The organism is Flavobacterium sp., assembly GCF_027482425.1.
In the GTDB taxonomy this organism is placed as follows: Bacteria; Bacteroidota; Bacteroidia; order Flavobacteriales; family Flavobacteriaceae; genus Flavobacterium.
This window is the reverse complement of record NZ_JAIXWA010000059.1, coordinates 40,176-60,398: the sequence shown is the minus strand read 5'-3', so window position 1 is coordinate 60,398 and position 20,223 is coordinate 40,176. Positions and strand designations below refer to the sequence as shown.

General features: G+C 43.2%; 17 protein-coding genes. 6 read left to right on the top strand and 11 right to left on the bottom strand.

Features of this window, described 5'->3' with window-relative positions; all coding sequences use genetic code 11:
* From Q0037_RS09040 to Q0037_RS09030, 3 genes are all read right to left on the bottom strand, one after another.
* Nucleotides 1–556: thiamine diphosphokinase (locus tag Q0037_RS09040; RefSeq protein WP_297517342.1), on the bottom strand; the 556-nt coding region annotated here is incomplete at its 3' end.
* A gap of 218 nt (nucleotides 557–774) precedes the next feature.
* Nucleotides 775–1,593 (bottom strand): DUF4249 domain-containing protein, encoded by an 819-nt coding sequence (locus Q0037_RS09035; protein ID WP_297517339.1) that lies wholly within the window; start codon nucleotides 1,591–1,593, stop codon nucleotides 775–777.
* A 4-nt stretch (nucleotides 1,594–1,597) separates the two neighbouring features.
* Nucleotides 1,598–3,967: a TonB-dependent receptor gene (locus Q0037_RS09030; RefSeq protein WP_297517335.1), complete on the bottom strand. Its 2,370-nt coding sequence runs from the start codon at nucleotides 3,965–3,967 to the stop codon at nucleotides 1,598–1,600.
* Nucleotides 3,968–4,094: 127 nt separating this feature from the next.
* On the opposite strand from Q0037_RS09030, the gene Q0037_RS09025 reads away from it, so the two are divergent.
* Nucleotides 4,095–4,802, top strand: a complete 708-nt coding sequence (locus Q0037_RS09025) for a hypothetical protein (protein WP_297517333.1) — start codon at nucleotides 4,095–4,097, stop codon at nucleotides 4,800–4,802.
* Nucleotides 4,803–4,848: 46 nt separating this feature from the next.
* Here the strand turns inward: Q0037_RS09025 and Q0037_RS09020 are convergent, their stop codons facing one another.
* From Q0037_RS09020 to trmD, 3 genes are all read right to left on the bottom strand, one after another.
* Nucleotides 4,849–6,072 (bottom strand): NADP-dependent isocitrate dehydrogenase, encoded by a 1,224-nt coding sequence (locus tag Q0037_RS09020; RefSeq protein ID WP_297517331.1) that lies wholly within the window; start codon nucleotides 6,070–6,072, stop codon nucleotides 4,849–4,851.
* Between the two features lie 217 nt (nucleotides 6,073–6,289).
* Entirely contained in the window at nucleotides 6,290–6,640 is a 351-nt protein-coding gene (gene rplS / locus Q0037_RS09015; protein ID WP_073364894.1) for a 50S ribosomal protein L19, read from the bottom strand.
* A 159-nt stretch (nucleotides 6,641–6,799) separates the two neighbouring features.
* Nucleotides 6,800–7,477: a tRNA (guanosine(37)-N1)-methyltransferase TrmD gene (gene trmD / locus Q0037_RS09010; RefSeq protein WP_297517328.1), complete on the bottom strand. Its 678-nt coding sequence runs from the start codon at nucleotides 7,475–7,477 to the stop codon at nucleotides 6,800–6,802.
* Between the two features lie 106 nt (nucleotides 7,478–7,583).
* Between trmD and Q0037_RS09005 the strand changes: the two genes are divergently transcribed.
* Both Q0037_RS09005 and Q0037_RS09000 read left to right on the top strand, forming a co-directional pair.
* Nucleotides 7,584–8,516, top strand: a complete 933-nt coding sequence (locus Q0037_RS09005; RefSeq protein ID WP_297517325.1) for a peptidylprolyl isomerase — start codon at nucleotides 7,584–7,586, stop codon at nucleotides 8,514–8,516.
* 59 nt (nucleotides 8,517–8,575) lie between these two features.
* Nucleotides 8,576–8,878 (top strand): cytochrome c, encoded by a 303-nt coding sequence (locus Q0037_RS09000; protein ID WP_297517323.1) that lies wholly within the window; start codon nucleotides 8,576–8,578, stop codon nucleotides 8,876–8,878.
* Between the two features lie 36 nt (nucleotides 8,879–8,914).
* On the opposite strand, the gene Q0037_RS08995 is transcribed toward Q0037_RS09000, so the two are convergent.
* Together Q0037_RS08995 and Q0037_RS08990 are read right to left on the bottom strand one after the other, a co-directional pair.
* Nucleotides 8,915–9,289 (bottom strand): PUR family DNA/RNA-binding protein, encoded by a 375-nt coding sequence (locus tag Q0037_RS08995; RefSeq protein WP_297517349.1) that lies wholly within the window; start codon nucleotides 9,287–9,289, stop codon nucleotides 8,915–8,917.
* A gap of 67 nt (nucleotides 9,290–9,356) precedes the next feature.
* Nucleotides 9,357–11,120, bottom strand: a complete 1,764-nt coding sequence (locus Q0037_RS08990) for an ABC transporter ATP-binding protein (protein ID WP_297517321.1) — start codon at nucleotides 11,118–11,120, stop codon at nucleotides 9,357–9,359.
* A gap of 194 nt (nucleotides 11,121–11,314) precedes the next feature.
* Between Q0037_RS08990 and Q0037_RS08985 the strand changes: the two genes are divergently transcribed.
* From Q0037_RS08985 to yajC, 3 genes are all read left to right on the top strand, one after another.
* Nucleotides 11,315–12,418, top strand: coding sequence for a Glu/Leu/Phe/Val dehydrogenase dimerization domain-containing protein (locus Q0037_RS08985; RefSeq protein WP_297517319.1), 1,104 nt, complete (start codon nucleotides 11,315–11,317; stop codon nucleotides 12,416–12,418).
* Nucleotides 12,419–12,535: 117 nt separating this feature from the next.
* A complete protein-coding gene (gene nusB / locus Q0037_RS08980; protein WP_297517317.1) occupies nucleotides 12,536–13,438 on the top strand; it encodes a transcription antitermination factor NusB in 903 nt (300 codons plus the stop codon).
* 18 nt (nucleotides 13,439–13,456) lie between these two features.
* Entirely contained in the window at nucleotides 13,457–13,732 is a 276-nt protein-coding gene (gene yajC, locus Q0037_RS08975; RefSeq protein WP_297517315.1) for a preprotein translocase subunit YajC, read from the top strand.
* Between the two features lie 407 nt (nucleotides 13,733–14,139).
* Here the strand turns inward: yajC and Q0037_RS08970 are convergent, their stop codons facing one another.
* From Q0037_RS08970 to secA, 3 genes are all read right to left on the bottom strand, one after another.
* Nucleotides 14,140–15,126 carry a hypothetical protein gene (locus Q0037_RS08970; RefSeq protein WP_297517313.1) on the bottom strand — a complete coding sequence of 329 codons (987 nt, stop codon included), beginning with the start codon at nucleotides 15,124–15,126 and terminating at the stop codon, nucleotides 14,140–14,142.
* A 314-nt stretch (nucleotides 15,127–15,440) separates the two neighbouring features.
* Nucleotides 15,441–16,688: a peptidase T gene (gene pepT / locus Q0037_RS08965; protein WP_297517311.1), complete on the bottom strand. Its 1,248-nt coding sequence runs from the start codon at nucleotides 16,686–16,688 to the stop codon at nucleotides 15,441–15,443.
* Nucleotides 16,689–16,805: 117 nt separating this feature from the next.
* Nucleotides 16,806–20,147: a preprotein translocase subunit SecA gene (gene secA / locus Q0037_RS08960; protein ID WP_297517309.1), complete on the bottom strand. Its 3,342-nt coding sequence runs from the start codon at nucleotides 20,145–20,147 to the stop codon at nucleotides 16,806–16,808.
* Nucleotides 20,148–20,223 lie beyond the last annotated feature (76 nt).

Below are 20,223 nucleotides of genomic sequence, written 5' to 3'. Positions count from 1 at the left end.
GCGAATCCTCATGTAAGGGATAAAAAAGGTTTTGACTATGGATTCCATGCACCGTACCAATGGGAATGAGAGAGAGCACAGTGTCTTTCGGATACCATTTTTCAAAATGACGGGGGAGAAGGTGGAGTTTGGAAAAATCATCAAAAAAGACAATTTTTAACGCTTCACGGTAGGCCGCCATGATGGTCACATTGTGCAGGGTGTGATCCATTCGGTGCCCAGTGGCCCAGACGACATTTACTGCTTTATGGCCCCGATGAATGAGATAATCAAAGGCCTTTTCTAAGTCAGTTTTATTTTGATCGGGCGCTGGTACAATTTCCAATGGATAGTGCTTTTCTTTGTAAAAATACGGATCAAAGTCCCGGTCAAAGTCACCCAACAGCACATCGACTTTTATTCCCAATTCCACTACGCGCTCCATGGCCGAATCCAAGACAATCACCAACGGTTGCCATTCTAAGAGCTGATGAAGTAATCCCAACGAACAAGCAGCCCCATTAGCGATAATCAGCGCAGGTTCTTGGTCGTCACGAACGATGTGGTGGGAGGACATGGGTTAGGGATTAGTGATTAGTGATTAGTGATTAGTGATTAGTGACTAGTGACTAGTGATTGGTGATTGGTGATTAGTCCCGAGACGTCGGGGGTGATAAGTGATTCTTGAACTTCCTTAATTAGAGTTGACCGTTTTTTATTTATAAATCGCGGTGTCAAAAATAGGGAATATTTCGAATGACTTGCTGTTTTCGATTTCATACGTTATATATCACATTATTCAACAATATAATCGCGGTAATCGACTTCCGATAAATGGAAATAGCCTAATGGAAAGTTGGCTTCATTGGTTTGATTGACAACATTCCCGCGAAGGGTGGCTGGTGGGGTGGCAAAAGGACTGCCGTTTTGATTGCCAGCGATGTTCAACAACTGATTCATGTAATTGAAGTAGCGCTCGGTGATGCCCTGCAAACGAAAACGAAGGGGAACGCCCGCCACCAAATCTTCTTGAGTGTAGAAGCCAAACATTTGATTTCCTTGAAAAAAATCATCCGAGATGACCCCAAATTCGGGGATGGCCAATTGTGCATTTTGAACCCCAACGAAGTAAAAATTGTCCTCATTGCCATTGTCTTGGTAGAAGAATTTGACCTGAATCTCCTCGCCGCCGAATCCTTGAACGGTAGTTTGCGAAACCGAGTCAATTTCGGGCGTAGCCAATAGCGGTGCAGCAGCCCGGTAGGTTTCTCCATTATAAATCACCGTAAGTGTATACACTTCATTAATCACTGGTACGAAAGAGGTGCAAAGGTATTCGCCCGAGTTGGGAACCACTTCCACAAAAGGAAACACCGTATTACTGCTATTGGTAATGACTACGGTGGCGCCAGAAACGGTGGGAACATCGGGAGCGTAATAGCCGGTGGTGGTGGAGAGTCGTATTTTCTGTTCGTTGCCAGGAGTTCCTTTCTCCCACAAAATAGTTGCATCAACGACCAATTTAGGAGCAGCCGTATCGAGGTCCAACGTAATCGGGTCTTCACAACTCCACGCGAAAAAGGCAACAAACAAAAGGGCGATATATTTTTTCATGGGATTAAAATTTAAAGTTATAGGTGATGGATGGCACAATACCAAAAATGGATAAACGCAGCGATTCGTTCAAACCTGTATTTTGATTTTGCCGGAAGGTGATACTGGCAGCATTCCGACGGCTGTAGAGGTTATACACGCTAAACACCCATTCTTCCTGCCAGCGTTTCCCCTTCTTTTTGGGCGTAAGGGTGGCCGAAACATCCAAGTGGTGGTAAAGCGGCAAGTTGGCTTCATTGCGCAATCCAAAACTCGGAACCGTGATGCCTTGGTATTCGTATTGTCCATTGGGGAAAGTTACGGGCTGTCCCGATTGTAGGACAAAGTTGGCCCCAAACGTCCATTTCTTATTATATTTATAGGAAGAAGTAATCGCCAAATTGTGTCGTTTGTCAAAACCTGAGCTATACCACTCGCCATTGTTGATACCTGTCTCTAGGGGTGTACGCCCCGGAGTGCGTTGTATAGATTTGGATAAGGTGTAGGAAATCCAACCGGTCCAATCGCCTGAATTTTTACGAAACAGCACTTCCAATCCGTAGGAGCGCATTTCCCCATTGAGGACCACTTGTTCGATCGCTTCGTTGGCAATCAGGTCGGCACCGTCAATGTAGTCCATACGATTTTTAACGGTTTTGTAGAACGTTTCCACCTCTAAGGAATACGCATCGTTTTTGAGGTTGGTAAAATACCCTAAGGCGATTTGATCGGCAATTTGGGGTTTGATATACCGATCGCTCGGTGTCCAAACGTCTAGCGGAGTGGGCGAAGCAGTGTTGGAAACCAACTGAAGGTATTGCACCATGCGGTTGTATCCCAATTTTAAAGAAGCGTTGGACGTCAGTTCATACGATAAGGCCAAACGAGGTTCCAGGTTGTTGTAATCCGCCATGATTTCGTTTCGACCATAGGAGACGGTTCCAATAGGCGTTGCTTTTTCGTAGATTTTTAACTCCTCATCAAAAACGACAGGTTGGTTGTTTTCATATAGATTTAAGGTAGAGGCCCCTAAGCGATAGAACCAACTGTAGCGAAAGCCGTATTCGACATTCAAACGATCGCTAATCTTTTGTTCGGCACTTAAGTAAACCGCGGGTTCGAAAGCATATTTCCGTTCCAACTGCCTAAAGTTAATGCCTGAGTCCTCCCGTGAGGGTTCGATAGTCCCAGGGTTAAAATCGTAGTAAATTCCATTAACGCCATAATACAACTTAATTTTATCATTGACATAATGACGAAAGTCGTATTTGATGTGGTAGTTTTTGATGCCTGATTCCCAGTTGAATCCTACGAAATCCAAATTTAAACCGTAGTAATAATCGCTATAAATAAGGGATAGATTGGAAAACAGTTTGTCTGAATACAAATGGTTCCAACGCAGATTTAAGGTCGAGTTGCCATACGTGTTTTGAAAACTCTGATTGATATCAAAGACATCGCGTCCAAAATAACCCGAGAGGTAAAGGGTGTTGTTTTTATTGAACTTGTAATTGAGTTTTGTATTCAAATCATAGAAATACGCTGAATTGGGATTGTCGGCCAATTGTAAAAACAAATGCGCATACGAAGCACGCCCTCCAATAAGAAAGGACCCTTTGTCTTTTTTCAACGGTCCTTCGGCCAAAAGGCGTGAGGAGATCAAACCGATACCGCCATTTACTTGAAAGTTTTTGTTATTTCCTTCTTTTTGATAGATGTCCAACACTGAGGCGGCTCTCCCTCCAAATCGCGCAGGGATTCCGCCTTTATATAATTTTAAGTCTTTAATCGCATCGGGATTGAATACCGAGAAAAAGCCAAAAAGGTGCGAGGAGTTGTAAATTGTTGCCTCATCCAATAAAATTAGGTTTTGGTCGGCGCCTCCCCCCCGCACATTAAAGCCCGATTGTCCCTCACCCGCATTGGTTACCCCGGGCAAAAAAAGGAGCGATTTGATGATGTCGACTTCGCCAAGTACCACTGGGATTTTTTTAATGGTGGCGACCGATAGTTTATTGACGCTTATTTCGGGTTTTCGTATGTTGGTTTTGGTTTCTTGGGTGGAAATGACTACCTCCTCCAAAAGTTCCCCTTCCTCTTTCAATTTCATGTCCATTTTTTGGTCTTGATTGAGGTTAATGGCGACATTTTGGGTTTCATATCCCATATAACTAATGACTAGCGTATACTCACCACGAGGTAGTGTAAGGGAAAAAAAACCATATTCATTAGTCACAGCAAATGACTTGGTCCCTTTTACAGCAAGATTCACTCCAATTAAGGTTTCATTGTTTTTTTGGTCGGCGATGGTTCCACTGAGGGTAAACTTTTCTTGGGCAGATACCAATGCGGTGAAGCATAGAAAAAGTAAGGTGAATCTAAAAAGTTTAGGCATGGTCTTTGTTAATTTTTTTGCAAATTTGACGATTCAAAGTACAGGTTGTTAGGTGACGAGTGTTAATGTAAGGTTAAACTCGCTGTGGCCCAACAAAATCCAAATAATTTTAACCCAAAATTACGACATGAAATTCCGCATCATTCTCCTATTATTTCTGGTCACCTTCTCGGGGTGGTCTCAGTTGGAGTCGCGTCGTAAGAAAATCAAAATCAAAGCGGTTCCAGACAAATTAGCGCAAAAAAAAGCCGAGGTTGCGACAACGCCTACCGTGTTGCCTGCCTTTAAATTTGATGCTCCCAAAGCGCGAACCTCCGATGACATCATCATGCAAAGTTTGCCCCAGTTACCCAAAGTAGGGGATACTCCCGATGTACAATATCCCGTGCGCAATCCTGCTGAATTGTATACGGATCAATTCAATAATAAGTTGAAGGAGGAGGGCGTGAGTCCCGAATTATTTAATCGTGATATGGATTTGGGACGGGTAATTGTTTTTACCCAAACGATTCACTTAGCTACGCGGGATTACGGTTTGATTGATGGCGATAACATTCGGGTATGGCTCAATGGTGTTTTGGTTAATCCCTCAATTGTGTTGCGTGACGATTTGCAACAATTTAGTGTGCAACTCAATCCGGGTATGAATATTATTGAAATTGAAGCCTTGAATTACGGGCAAATTTCACCCAATACCGGTCAATACGATTTTAAAGATGCCAATGGCGTGCTGTTTTCCCAAAAGTATTGGAATTTAGGGATTGGATACAAAGCGCGACTGCAAGTGGAGTATGTTGAAAAAATGGATAAATCCAAAACGGAACCCCAGAAATAAAAAAAGACGGTCATTAAGAACCGTCTTTTTATGTTTAGGAATTTCTTTACGCCAATTTGCGGTCGAGATTTTCTTTCAAGGTTTGTAAAAAATCTTCAGTTGTAAGGTAGTCAGCCTCGGTTAGGCCTTTGGGTTTAACGAGCATGGCCAAGTCTTTCGTCATTTTTCCACTTTCTACCGTTTCAATACACACGGCCTCCAAGGCATGGCAAAAATCGATTAAGGCTTGATTGCCGTCTAATTTTCCGCGGTGTTCCAAGCCTCGTGTCCATGCAAAGATAGACGCTATCGGATTGGTGGAAGTTTTTCTCCCTTGTTGGTGTTGACGGTAATGACGGGTAACGGTTCCGTGAGCTGCTTCTGCTTCTACGGTTTTTCCATCGGGTGTCACTAACACCGAAGTCATCAATCCTAACGAACCAAATCCTTGTGCTACGGTATCCGATTGCACGTCGCCATCGTAGTTTTTACAAGCCCAAACAAATCCTCCATTCCATTTCATCGCGGATGCCACCATATCATCAATCAAGCGGTGTTCGTAAACGATGCCTAAGGCTTCAAACTGACTCTTGTAATGTTGCTGATAAACTTCTTCGAAAATATCTTTGAAACGACCATCGTAGGCTTTTAAGATGGTGTTTTTGGTAGAAAGGTACAACGGCCATTTTTTGGTCAACGCCATTTGAAATGAAGAATGTGCAAAGCCGTAAATCGATTCGTCGGTGTTGTACATGCACATGGCTACCCCGTCGCTTTTAAAATTGAACACTTCCCAAGAGGTAGTTTGTCCGTTTTCATCGGTAAAGGACATGGTGAGCTTTCCTTTTCCTTTAATTACTTTATCGGTGGCTTTGTATTGATCGCCAAACGCGTGACGGCCAATGACAATCGGTTGGGTCCAACCTTGTACATAACGCGGCACATTTCTCATAATAATCGGCTCCCGAAATACCGTTCCTCCTACAATATTACGAATGGTTCCGTTGGGAGATTTCCACATTTCTTTGAGTTTGAACTCCTCTACACGGGCTTCATCGGGAGTTATGGTGGCGCATTTAATACCCACATTGTAGGTTTTAATTGCTTCTGCGGCATCAATAGTTACTTGGTCATTGGTAGCATCGCGGTGTTCAATGCCTAAATCAAAATATTTAATATCAATATCCAAGTACGGTAATATCAATTGTTCTTTAATAAAACTCCAAATAATGCGAGTCATTTCGTCGCCATCCAATTCAACCACAGGATGGGCCACTTTAATTTTTGCCATATAATCAGTATTAGTTTGTGTAAATAAACAAAAGCCCACAAATATATAAAGATGCTAGCGACATTGGGCAAGTTTGGACTTCGAAATCGATTGAATTATCAAATTGCTAATTAAACGATTACAAAAAATAAGATTACAAATTTTAAGCTTGTTTTTTTTTCAAAAAAAAGTCCCGAAAATAAGATTCGGGACTTTTTTATGGTACATCGGGAAACGATTAATAACGTCTCTCTTTGATTTTTGCTTTTTTACCAGTCAATTCACGGAAGTAGAAGATACGTGCACGACGTACTTTACCACGTTGATTCACTTCGATTTTTTGTAAAGCAGGCATGTTCAATGGGAAGATACGCTCTACCCCAACAGCACCTGACATTTTACGGATGGTGAATGTTTCAGTAACACCAGCGCCTTTACGTTGGATAACGACCCCTTTAAAAAACTGGGTTCTTGTTTTTTCACCTTCTTTAATTTCGTAATACACCGTGATCGTATCACCAGCTCCAAATTCAGGGAAGCCTTTTTTTGCTACGAATTCGTCTTGTACGAATTTTAATAAATCTGCCATTGTAACTAACATTAAGTGTTTTCTCAGAGCAACATTCACGATTCTCGTCAGAGGTTGGTCCAATGCGGGTGCAAATCTAATTAATTATTTTAAATTAGGAATGATGAATTTTAAATTTTTTGCACACACTCCTTTTTGCAATCAAAAAAAGGTAAAAGCTTATCGATCAAGCAAGTCGGGGCGACGGTTTTTGGTGTGTTCAAAGGCTTTCTCTTCGCGCCATTGGTCGATTTTGGCGGCATGACCACTCAACAATACGTCGGGAACTTTCCACCCTTTGTAGTCGGCGGGTCGGGTATAAATAGGAGGGGAAAGCAAATTATCTTGAAAGCTATCCGTCAATGCCGAAGTTTCATCACTCAATACGCCCGGAATCAGTCGAATCAAAGCGTCAGCAAGAACCAAGGCGCCAAGTTCACCGCCTGAAAGTACATAATCGCCAATTGAAATTTCTTTCGTGATAAAATGGTCACGTACGCGTTGGTCTACTCCTTTATAATGTCCACAAAGAATAATGATGTTTTCATACAACGACATCGCATTTGCCATCCCTTGGTGTAAGGTTTCGCCATCGGGCGTCATGTAGATGATTTCGTCGTAGTCGCGCTCGCTTTTTAATTGGGTAATGCATTTATCGATGGGTTCAACCATCATCACCATCCCCGCGCCACCACCATAAGGGTAATCGTCAACACTTTTATATTTATTGGTGGTATAATCCCGAAGGTTATGAAAATGCACTTCAACCAATCCTTTTTCAATAGCGCGTTTCATAATCGAAGCTTCAAAGGGACTGCGAAGAAGTTCAGGAACTACAGTGATGATGTCAATGCGCATGGGCCATTTTTTGGACAAAGGTAATAAAGCAATTGGATTGGAATGGGTATTTTTAAAGTTGGCAGAATAAGTTTACCTTTGCCGCTTTATTTTTAATAGTTATACAATGGAAAATGGTATATATGCTAAATTCAACACCTCTCGCGGTACGATTTTAGTAAAATTGACACACGAATTAACGCCCGGTACCGTAGGTAATTTTGTAGGTTTGGCAGAAGGACAACTAGAGAATGAGGCGCGTCCCATGGGGAAACCCTATTACGACGGATTTAAATTTCACCGCGTCATTCCCGATTTTATGATTCAAGGAGGTTGTCCGCAAGGCATTGGTTCTGGCGGTCCAGGCTACCAATTTGATGATGAGTTTCATCCCGATTTAGTACACAGCGGTCCCGGTGTGTTGTCGATGGCCAATGCGGGTCCAGGCACCAACGGCTCTCAGTTTTTTATTACGCATGTGGCGACTCCTTGGTTAGACGGCAAACATACGGTTTTTGGTCATGTCGTGGAAGGACAATCGGTAGTCGATGCCGTGCAACAAAACGATGTAATCGATAGTATCGAAATCATTCGTCAAGGCGACGAGGCGCAACAATGGAATGCCATTGAGGCGTTTCGTACGTTTGAAGGATCGCGTGAAAAGCGTCTTGCCGAGGCTAAACGTCAAGCGGAAGAAGCGGTAGAAAAATTAGCAGCCGGTTTTCAAAAAACGGACAGTGGATTACGTTACCAAATCATTCAAAAAGGGACCGGTAAAAAAGCCGAAAAAGGAAGTACAGTTTCGGTACATTATACAGGAGCATTAGACAATGGAAAAGTATTCGACAGTTCCTACGGACGCAAAAAACCTATTGAGTTTCCGCTCGGAAAAGGGTATGTAATCGAAGGATGGGACGAAGGGATTGCTTTGCTTCATGTAGGCGATAAGGCTCGTTTTGTCATTCCGTCCTATTTAGGGTATGGTGCAGCAGGTGCTGGAGGGGTGATTCCTCCCGATGCTACCTTAGTCTTTGATGTGGAATTGATGGATGTAAAATAAAAAAGGGAAAAGCGGTTTTATAGCCGCTTTTTTTGTAGTTTTAGGGTATAATGTAGAGTATGATGAAAACAAAAATTTGGCTTAGTGCCCTTGGATTGGCGCTGCTGTATGCGTGCAGTTCCACACCCAAACCAACCGTTGCCCCCGAAGTAACGGTGGTAAAAAAAGAATTGACTCCCGAATTGGCTGAAGGGAAAAATTTGTATGAAGGCAGTTGCGGACAATGCCACCAATTGTACAAACCCAACAGCTACAACGCTGAGGCATGGAAACCGATTGTAGCCCGGATGCAAAAGAAAGCCCACTTATCGGACGAGCAAGGGATGAAAATTTACAATTACCTGACTTCAGGCGCAGAATAAAAAAACCGAGAGGATTTTCCCTCTCGGTTTTCTTTTTTAGATATCATCAAAATCGATATCGGTATATTTTTTATCTCCCGTAGTTTCTTCTTGGTCCTCCGCGTAATATTCTTTCTTGAAGTCTTTTTGGTGACGCTCAGAAATTACTTCTTCGCCTTTGGATTTTAAAATGAAATTGGTCATCTCTTCCAAAATGTCATGGAACGCTGCAAAATCCTCCTTATAGAGGTAAATTTTATGCTTTTTAAAGTGGAAGGAACCGTCTTCCTCCGTAAACTTTTTACTTTCCGTAATGGTAATGTAATAGTCGTCTGCTTTGGTTGATCGAACATCAAAGAAATACGTTCTTCTACCGGCTCTTAATACTTTGGAAAATATTTCGTCTTTTTCCAACATGTCATTTTCTCTCATAATATGCGCTGTCATTTACAAGTTTTCTCTTCACGAAAATCAAAAAAAAATAGAAAATATGCAAGTATTATTCGACTTCTTTTTCAGAAAGTTGTTTGTCGTAAAGGGCTTTATAGTGTCCGTTTAAGGTTAGTAATTGATTATGAGTACCTTGTTCGATGATACGTCCTTCCTCCAAAATCAAGATGTAATCCGCATTTTTGGCCGAAGAGACCCGATGACTCACAATCACCGTCGTTTTGCTCTTGGTATAGGTAGCCAAATGATTCAAAATTCGTTCCTCTGTTTCCGTATCCACCGCCGAAAGACAATCGTCGAGTAACAGGAGTTTCGGATTCTTTATCAACGCCCGCGCAATCGAAACGCGTTGTTTTTGACCTCCCGACAGCGTAATCCCACGTTCGCCCAAGACCGTTTCATAGCCTTGGTTGAATTGTATAATATTGTCGTGCACTTCGGCGTGTTGCGCGGCTTGTTGAATTTCACTCATCGACGCATCTTCTTTGCCAAAGCGAATGTTGTTGGCGATGGTATCCGAGAATAAAAAGGCATCCTGCGGCACAATCCCAATGCTGTCGCGTAACGAGTACAAGTTCAATTCCTGAATCAATCGATTATCAACGCGAATCCTACCCGCCGTAGTATCGTATAAGCGCGTGAGTAATGCAAGTAAGGTCGATTTCCCAGAACCCGTTTTCCCCAAAATCGCCAACGTCTTGCCTTGTTCTAGCGTAAACGAAACGTCTTTTAAGGCTTGGATTTGGGTGTCAGGATAAGTGAAACTCACGTTTTCGAAGACAATTTTTCCTTCAATTGGCGTCGGCTCGGGTTGGGTGTTGCGAATTTCTGGCTCCGACTGTAAAAATTCATTGATTCGTTTTTGCGAGGCTTCGGCTTCTTGTACCAAAGAGGAGACCCATCCGATAGAAGCCACGGGCCACGTGAGCATGTTGACGTATAAAATAAACTCTGCAATTACCCCAATTTCTTTGATGTCGGGATCGCCTTGGATGTACATCATCCCGCCAAAGAAAATCACCACCAAATTACTAATGCCAATCAAAGTGATCATCAAGGGTCCGAAGAGCGAATTCACGCCTGCCAAGCGCAAACTTTTGGTTTTACTATCTTCAGCCAATGCGGCCATTTCTTTTTGGGTTTTACCTTCCAAAGCATAGGCTTTAATCACCCGAATGCCCGAAAACACTTCTTGGTTAAAGCTCGAAAGATTGGAAAGATTTTCCTGAAAACGGGTACTTCGTTTGTTGATTTCTACACTGAGTTTAAAAATGATGAAAGAAAGAATGGGCAAAGGGAGTAGAGTGTATAAGGTCAGTTTGGGCGAAACATGGTACATATAGATAATCACCACACCAAAACGAATCAGTGTGTTAATGGTATACATTACGGCGGGTCCCACGTACATGCGCACTTTTGCCACATCTTCGCTGATACGACTCATCAAATCCCCGGTACGATTGCGTTTGTAAAAACCTTGGTCTAAAACTTCATAGTGCTGGAACACCTCATTTTTTAGGTCAAATTCCACATGGCGCGACATCACAATCAAGGTTTGTCGCATTAAAAACGTAAGAAAACCCGCAATCAGCGCCGTGCCAATGACGAGCAAGATATTGGTGACCAATTGTTCCCGCACCGCCGAAGCTGATAAACCATTTTCGGGGTAATTCTCAATGATTTTAAAGGAAGCGCTAATTAATTTCGGCGTGTAGGAAAAGAAAATTTGGGCGACAATCGTAATACAAATACCGGCCAAAAAGTGGTATTTGTATTTTATAAAATATTTATTCAAATAACGAAGTTCTTTCATTGTTTCGGGACGATGTCTTTATTTTTATTTTTATTACTGTTAAAAAAATAAAATATATATAATTTTAAAAAAAATCAGTATAAATGAATTTTATTAACAATATGCTAATTAAACCATAACAGAGTGAGTTTTCTTGAATAAAACGTTAAATTTGCCTCGACTTATTGACAAAGTCGCAACGCAAATTCGTACTTATGACTGCAGAAATCACCACGCCTCAGGAGTTGCAGAAAATGGACCCCGTTTTCGGTCAACTTTCATTTGACAATCATGAACAAATTGTGTTTTGTCACGACAAAGATACAGGTTTAAAAGCAATAATCGGGATACACAACACCGTTTTGGGTCCGGCTCTTGGCGGTACTCGTATGTGGAAATACAACAACGAGTGGGAAGCCCTCAACGATGTATTACGTCTTTCTCGCGGGATGACGTACAAGTCCGCAATCTCAGGGTTAGACCTCGGTGGAGGGAAAGCCGTGATCATTGGAGATGCCAAAACCGATAAGAATCCGGAGTTGATGCAAAAGTTCGGTGAATTTGTGCATTCACTTTCTGGAAAATACATCACCGCTGAAGACGTAGGTATGGTCACTGCCGATATGGATACCGTGCGCGACGTGACGCCGTATGTCACCGGAATCTCAGAAGCGCGCGGCGGATCAGGAAATCCTTCGCCCGTAACCGCTTTTGGAGTGTACATGGGAATGAAAGCGGCGGCCAAATACCAATTTGGTTCGGATAGCTTAGCCGGTAAAAAAATATTGGTGCAAGGCATCGGACACGTCGGGGAAACCTTAGTGAGTCATTTATGCAACGAAGGCGCTTTAGTACAAATGGTTGATTTGAGCGAACAACGTTTGGAAGAAGTACATAAAAAATACGGTGCCCAAATCTTTACGGGCGACGATATGTACAGTGCCGACGTTGATATCTATGCGCCTTGTGCGTTGGGAGCGACCATCAATGACGATACAGTATATAAAATCAAAGCCAAAGTCATCGCGGGAGCGGCCAACAACCAATTGGCCAACGAAAATGTTCACGGACTGATTTTGCAAGAACGCGGCATCGTGTATGCGCCCGACTTTTTGATTAATGCGGGAGGAATTATCAATGTATACGGTGAAATCGCGCACTATGGCAAAGAGGAAGCCTTACGTCGCACCGAAAACATTTACAACACCACTTTGGAAATATTTGATTATGCGGTAAAACACAACCTCACGCCTCAAAAAGCGGCCATGGCGATTGCCGAAAACCGCATCGAACAACGCCGAAAAGAAAACGCAAAATAAAAGACGTTTCCAAAAAATAGTACTATTTTTGCAAAACGAAAGAGCATTTCTTTCGCTTTGTTTATTCTAAAAAGTTCTTATTCCGTGCTCAACCGAAGACATATTCGCATCAAAGTAATGCAGACCATTTATGCCATGCATCAAAGTGGGAGCGATGATTTAGCCAAACAAGAGAAATTCTTGAAGGCCAGTTTGGACAATATTTTGGACTTGTACCTGATTCTATTGTCGGCCTTGATCGAACTTCGTAAAAAAGAAGCACAATACCTGGAAGTTGCCAAAAACAAACACTTAGCGACGCCCGAAGAACGAAATCCCAACACTCGATTTATCGACAACCCCATTTTGGTGGCGTTAGAAAATAATGTTACCCTAGCACAAGCCTTAGAGTACCATCGCATTTTGAATTGGCAGCACAACGACGATACCATTGTTTATTTGTTGCAAGACATTAAAGCGAGCGCCTTGTACCAAAAGTATATGGCCAAACCCCGTGTGACTTTTGAAGAGGAACGCTTTTTTGTGGTCGACGTATTCAGTGCGCTTATTGCGCCCAACGAAAAGTTGTATGCCTATTTGGAGGATTTCAAACTCACCTGGGTGGATGATATTCCGGTGGTCAATACGTTGATTCAAAAACAATTGCGTCATTTTGAAGCCGATGCGTTTCAGGTGCCGCGCGTATTCAAGGATATGGAAGATGCCGATTTTGCGGTCGATTTGTTGCGCAAGACCTTGCTCAATGAAAAGGAATTGCAAAAAGAGTTTGAAGACAAAACGCCCAATTGGGACATGGAGCGCATTGCAGAGTTGGATACGATTATGTTGAAAATGGCCATCTGCGAATTTTTGAAATTTCCTTCCATTCCCGTCAAGGTGACCATCAACGAGTACCTTGAATTGGCCAAAGAATATTCAACCCCCAAGAGTAGCCTGTTTATCAACGGGATTCTCGATAGTTTAGTCAAAACCTACCAAACCCAAGGCCGTTTAAACAAATCGGGCCGTGGCTTGTTGTAACCTTTAAAATTTAACTGTATGGAACAATTAACTTCGATGTTACCCATTTTGCTGATGTTTGTCGTGATTTATTTCTTCATGATCCGTCCGCAGCAAAACCGTTTGAAAAAAGAAAAAGAATTTGAAACTGCCTTAAAAGTAGGCGACCGCATTGTTACCAAAAGCGGCATCCATGGCAAAGTAGCCGAATTGGCCGAGACCACCGTAGTGATCGAAACCATGGCTGGAAAGTTAAAAATGGAACGCACCGCCATCTCATTGGAATTAAGCGCCGCCCTAAACAAAAAAGCATAACTTACAAATCCCGAGGCTCTCGGGATTTTTTATGACCCAGCGCTAAGGAGGGAGCGGTGAATTAGTCGTAAGTCATCAGTCATTATTTAATTTGAAATAGTAATTCTCCCACATTGGGGGCTGAGGGGCTAGCAATTAGATACCTTGATTCCCAAAGCTAATCTTTCCTTTTGCTTCTTTCTTCTTTTCTCTATATGGTTGAGCGAAAAGGGTGGAGACGTTTACGCTCCGTGCTGTGGTGAAGTAAATTTTTGGGAGGGCACGAATTGCACCCGAGGCTTTTGCCGAACAGACGAAGTAAATCCGCGATCGGGCAACGAAGTCAGGAGACTTCGCAGAGCGGGGGGTAGAATGTTAAATTAACCACTGAACCCGCCATTTTGCCAAACTGCTGTTGTGTGCTATTTTTATTGAAGACCTTTGAAAAAAATCCAAACTTCCTCCGCATATTCTATATCTCTATTTTGTACTCCACTTGCCGGTGAAGAATTGGTGTAAACTGTCTTACTTGGTACAGCGTGTCCTGCGTTATTAAGAACAAAATATACCAAAGGTTTTGCACCATCATAAATTCTTTTTTCTACGTTTCCTGCATCTATTGTGTTCACATTAAAGGTTGATATGGTTGGATTAATATTTTGTAAACCGTTTCTTTCTAGCCAATAATTTAAGGTTGCAGTTTGAGATATTACTTTTCCACGATTACAATTGCCACCAATATCTGCAACACAACCACCATTTGCAGGCATTGCAGGGTCGCCTGTTCCGTGAGTTATCAAGATTGGCAACGGCAGATTAGAACCATTTGTACAAAGTCCACTTTCAGGAAACTCAGGTAAATTCCCACTTGAAACGGCTATCGCTTTAATAGTTTCAGGAAATTGAAAAGCATAAGAATAAGTCATTAAAGCACCATTACTTGTCCCTGTCAAGAACATTTTGTTTGAATTAATATTTAATTCTGAAATTAATTTTGAATTTAATTGTTTCAAAAAGGTAATATCGTCACCTTGACTTCCTGATTGATCATCACTTCTACAATCATTCCACCCAGGATTTCCTTGAATGTCGAGTAAACCTTCTGGATAAATTACTAAAAACTTTTCATTGTCTGCAATTGTCCGAAAAACGGAAAGAGGGTGAGCACCTATTTCTGAAACTCCAATACCAAGTCCACCACCACCGTGCAAAACTGTTACAACAGCATTTACAGTTGTCATTCCTGTTGGTCTATAAACTAAATATTTCCGTGTTATATTGTTCACGGTTATGTAATTTGTTGTCAAACCTTCTTGGTAAGGAATAACATTAGGATTTGAAGAATTTGGATTGTCGTCATCCTTGTTACAACCAAGAGTAAAAATCACGACAAAAAATAAAAATGTTCTAATCATATTTAATTTATTTAGATAGTATACTTGGTTAGATGTTATTTTTATTGAACGGTTTAATCTTTGAACGTTCTTTTTAAAATAGCACACAACGTCTAGCTAAGTACTTTAAAGTACTACTTATCCCCCCAAAATAAAAAATACTTCATTACCTAACTTCAGGGTTTCAACTGTTTTTTGAGGTATTTTTCCGCGGCGTTGGGGGTGTTTTACCTAAGAGCTTGAAATACAAGGGGTTCCACTGGGAGCTGCGGTACGGCATGGGGATAAAAAAGCGGCGCTGTGGGGCGCCGCGTTGCTTATTTGTAGAAATGTTCTTACTTAAATTTTGTAGTAGCGGTCAACTCCGCAATCTTGACAATCACGTCTACTGCTTTTTGCATGCTTTCTACGGGTACGTATTCGTATTTGCCATGAAAGTTGTGGCCGCCCGCGAAAATGTTGGGGCAGGGTAGCCCCATGTACGACAAACGCGATCCGTCGGTACCGCCACGAATGGGTTTAATCAAGGGTTCAATGCCCAATTTGCGCATCGCCTGCTCGGCCAAGTCCACAATAAAGTACATCGGCTCGACTTTCTCCCGCATGTTGTAGTACTGGTCTTTCACCACGGCAATACAAATGTCCTCGCCAAACTGTGCCGCAAAACGGGCGTTAATGTCGGCAGCAATTTGAAGGACCAATTCCTTGCGGGCTTCAAACTTCGCCCGGTCATGGTCGCGGATAATCAATTCCAAATGGGTTTCCTCCAAACTGCCTGTCAAGCCCGTCACATGGAAAAAGCCTTCATAGCCTTCGGTCTCCTGCGGGATTTCGTTTTTCGGTAAGGCGTTGATAAAATCGTTGGCAATCAACATCGAGTTGATCATCTTGCCCTTGGCATAGCCCGGGTGTACACTTTTGCCTTTGAACGTGATTTTCGCCCCTGCCGCATTGAAGTTCTCGTATTCCAATTCGCCCAACTGACTTCCGTCCATGGTATACGCCCATTGTGCGCCAAATTGGTCTACATCAAAAAAGTCCGCCCCACGGCCAATCTCCTCGTCGGGGGTAAAGCCTACGCGAATTTTCCCGTGTTTGATTTCGGGGTGTTGCACTAAGTATTCCATGGCCGAGACGATTTCGGTTAACCCCGCTTTGTCGTCGGCGCCCAACAAGGTGAGTCCGTTGGTGGTAATCAAGGTTTGCCCTTTGTACAACAACAAATCCTCAAAATAAGAAGGCGAAAGCACAATATTCTTTTCAGCATTTAATACGATATCGCCGCCGTCGTAATTGTGCACAATTTGCGGGGTAACCCCTTTTCCGGTAAAGTCGGGCGAAGTATCGTAATGCGACACAAACCCAATGGTGGGCACCTCGTGATCTACGTTGGAGGGAAGCGTTCCCATCACATAGCCTTTTTCGTCGATGGTGACTTCGGTGAGTCCGATGGTTTGTAATTCTTGCACCAGTAGGTTAGCCAAATTCCATTGTTTGGCGGTACTGGGTGTGGTCGGGGAGTTGGCATCCGACTCGGTATCGATGGTGACGTAGCTGATAAAGCGGTCAATAAGATGTTGCATAGGTGCGGTTTTTTGTGTCACAAATATAGCAAATCGGGGAGGAGCTGCGGTGCGTTTTTTCCAAAAAAAATCCCCGAATCATACGACTCAGGGAGGTTTTTTAGCAGCGGTTGGGTTTTATTCTTGAACCAAAACCCATTCGCCCGTGGCCAACATCGATTCGGCTTTTTTGTACTTCATCGATTCGGTTTTGCCACTCAAAATATGTTTAATCGTTACGGTATCGTTGCGATTGATTTTGGGCGTTTCCCGCACGATGGTTTCCGTGCGCTGGGGCATTTCTTGTGCCGCTTGGTTGGATTCTGCCACTTCGTTTTCATTGCGGGATTCCGTATACTGTTCCCGTGGGCGACTTTCTTCTCGTGCCTCGTGAATGTTTTGGGCCGCTTGTTGTTGGGGCAAATCGCCTTTAAACAAGAACGAAATCACTTCTTTATTTACGGCATTCAACATGTTTTTGAACAAGTTGTAGGCTTCGAGTTTGTAAATCAACAACGGATCTTTTTGCTCGTGAACGGCCAACTGCACCGAGGTTTTCAACTCGTCCATTTTGCGCAAATGCTTTTTCCACGCCTCGTCTACAATGGCAAGGGTGATATTTTTCTCAAAATCAGCAATCAATTGTGCGCCTTGTGTGTCATAGGCTTTCTTCAAGTCGGTTACCACATTCAACGATTTGATGCCATCGGTAAACGGCACGATGATGCGTTCAAACTGGTTTCCGGGATTTTCATACACGTTGGCGATAATCGGAAATGCTTCCCGTGCCGAGCGTTCGCATTTCTCGTTGTAGTATTGGTAGGCCGCTTTGTACAAACGTCCGGTGATTTCCATGGGGTTGCCTTTTTCAAACTCACTCGCCGTAATTGGGGAAGTGATTGAGAAATAGCGGATAACTTCAAACTCAAAGTTTTTGAAATCGTTGACGGCTTTGTTTTCGCCCACAATGTTTTCGCAGGTGTCATACAACATGTTGACGATATCGAGTTTCAAACGCTCTCCGTGTAAGGCATGGCGACGACGTTTGTACACCACTTCCCGTTGGGCGTTCATTACGTCGTCGTATTCCAACAAACGTTTACGTACGCCGAAGTTGTTTTCTTCCACTTTTTTCTGGGCGCGTTCGATCGATTTGGTCATCATCGAGTGCTGAATCACTTCGCCCTCTTTCAAGCCCATGCGGTCCATGATTTTGGCCACACGATCCGATCCGAACAAACGCATTAAGTTATCTTCTAGGGAAACATAAAACTGCGAACTTCCGGGATCCCCTTGACGACCTGAACGACCGCGCAACTGACGGTCCACACGTCGCGAGTCATGACGTTCGGTACCAATGATCGCCAAACCACCTGCCGCTTTCACTTCAGGGGTAAGTTTGATGTCGGTACCACGACCGGCCATGTTGGTGGCAATGGTTACCACGCCTGCCTTACCGGCTTCAGCGACGATATCGGCTTCTTTTTTATGCAATTTCGCGTTCAAAACATTGTGCGGAATGTTGCGAATTTTCAACATACGACTCAACAATTCCGAGATTTCTACCGAAGTCGTACCAATCAATACGGGGCGACCCGCTTGGGAGATTTGCACCACATCTTCGATAATCGCATTGTATTTTTCACGAACCGAACGGTAAATTAAATCGTCTTTGTCGGCACGAGAAATACCACGGTTGGTCGGAATTTCAACTACGTCTAATTTGTAGATTTCCCAGAATTCACCCGCTTCCGTCACGGCTGTACCCGTCATCCCCGCCAACTTATTGTACATACGGAAATAGTTTTGCAGCGTGATGGTCGCAAAGGTTTGGGTAGCCGCTTCAATGGTTACATTTTCTTTGGCTTCGATGGCTTGGTGTAACCCATCGGAATAACGACGGCCGTCCATGATACGCCCCGTTTGCTCGTCGACGATCAAAATCTTGTTGTCCATGATTACGTATTCCACGTCTTTTTCAAACAAGGTGTACGCTTTGAGCAATTGCGTTAGGGTATGGATTCGTTCGCTTTTCACCCCAAAATCTTGGAACAAACGTTCGCGGGCTTCGGCTTCTTGGTCTTTGTCCAAGTTCATCTTCTCGATAGCGGCAATTTCAGTTCCGATATCGGGCAACACGAAAAAGTCGTCAGCGGTATCTTGCGAAAGATATTTGATCCCGTTGTCGGTCAATTCTACCTGGTTATTTTTTTCATCAATTACAAAATACAAAGCTTCATCCACTTTATGCATGTCGCGGTTGTTGTCTTGCATGTATTGATTTTCGGTTTTTTGCAACAGTTGTTTTACCCCTTCTTCACTCAAAAACTTGATTAAGGCTTTGTTTTTGGGTAACGAACGGTAAGCGCGCAACAATTGGAAGCCTCCGTCTTTGGTATTGCCTTCTTTGATTAAGCGTTTGGCTTCGGCGAGGAAACCGTTGGCCAACTGCCGTTGCAAATTGTATAAATTTTCAATTTTGGGTTTCAATTCCGTAAACTCATGACGGTCGCCATCGGGTACGGGTCCCGAGATGATCAAAGGCGTACGGGCATCATCAATCAATACTGAGTCGACCTCATCGACAATCGCATAATTGTGTTTGCGTTGTACCAAGTCGTCGGGCGAGTGCGCCATGTTGTCGCGGAGGTAGTCGAAACCAAATTCGTTGTTGGTACCATAGGTAATATCGGCTTCGTAGGCTTTACGGCGTGCGGCGGTATTGGGCGAATGGTTGTCGATACAATCCACCGTCAAGCCGTGGAATTCAAACAACGGGGCTTTCCAAGTGCTGTCGCGTTTGGCCAAATAATCGTTGACGGTCACCAAGTGTACACCGTTTCCTGTGAGGGCATTGAGGTAAAGCGGCAGGGTAGCCACTAAGGTTTTTCCTTCTCCCGTTTGCATTTCCGAAATTTTTCCTTGGTGCAAAACGATACCCCCAATCAACTGAACATCGTAGTGGATCATGTCCCAGGTAATTTCTTTCCCAGCGGCATTCCACGAGTTGGCCCAAACGGCTTCGTCGCCTTCGAGGGCAATGTATCCTTTGGTAGCGGCCAATTCACGGTCTAATGCTGTTGCTGTCACCCGTAAAGACGTATTTTCTTTGAAGCGTTTAGCCGTTTCTTTCACCACGGCAAAAGCTTCGGGTAGAATTTCGTAGAGTGTTTTTTCAGAGGCTTCGTAGGCTTCTTTTTCGAGGGCGTCGATTTGGTTGTACAATTCTTCGCGGGCATCGATATCTTGTGTCGCTTCCGATTCGGCTTTAAGGCGTACGATATCGGCATCAAATTTGGCGCGAGACGCTTTGATTTTTGCTTTGAATTCGGTGGTTTTCGCCCGCAATTCATCGTGACTCAATCCGGTCAGCGACCCTTCTAAGGCTTTGATTTTATTGACCAGCGGTTGGATAGCTTTGATGTCCTTTTCGGACTTGTCGCCGACAAAAATTTTAAGTATACTATTGATGATACTCATGGGAAATTCAGTTTAATATTAGCCCTAACAGGGTGTGCAAATTTACATAAAAAAAAAGCCCCAAAAGAGACTTTTT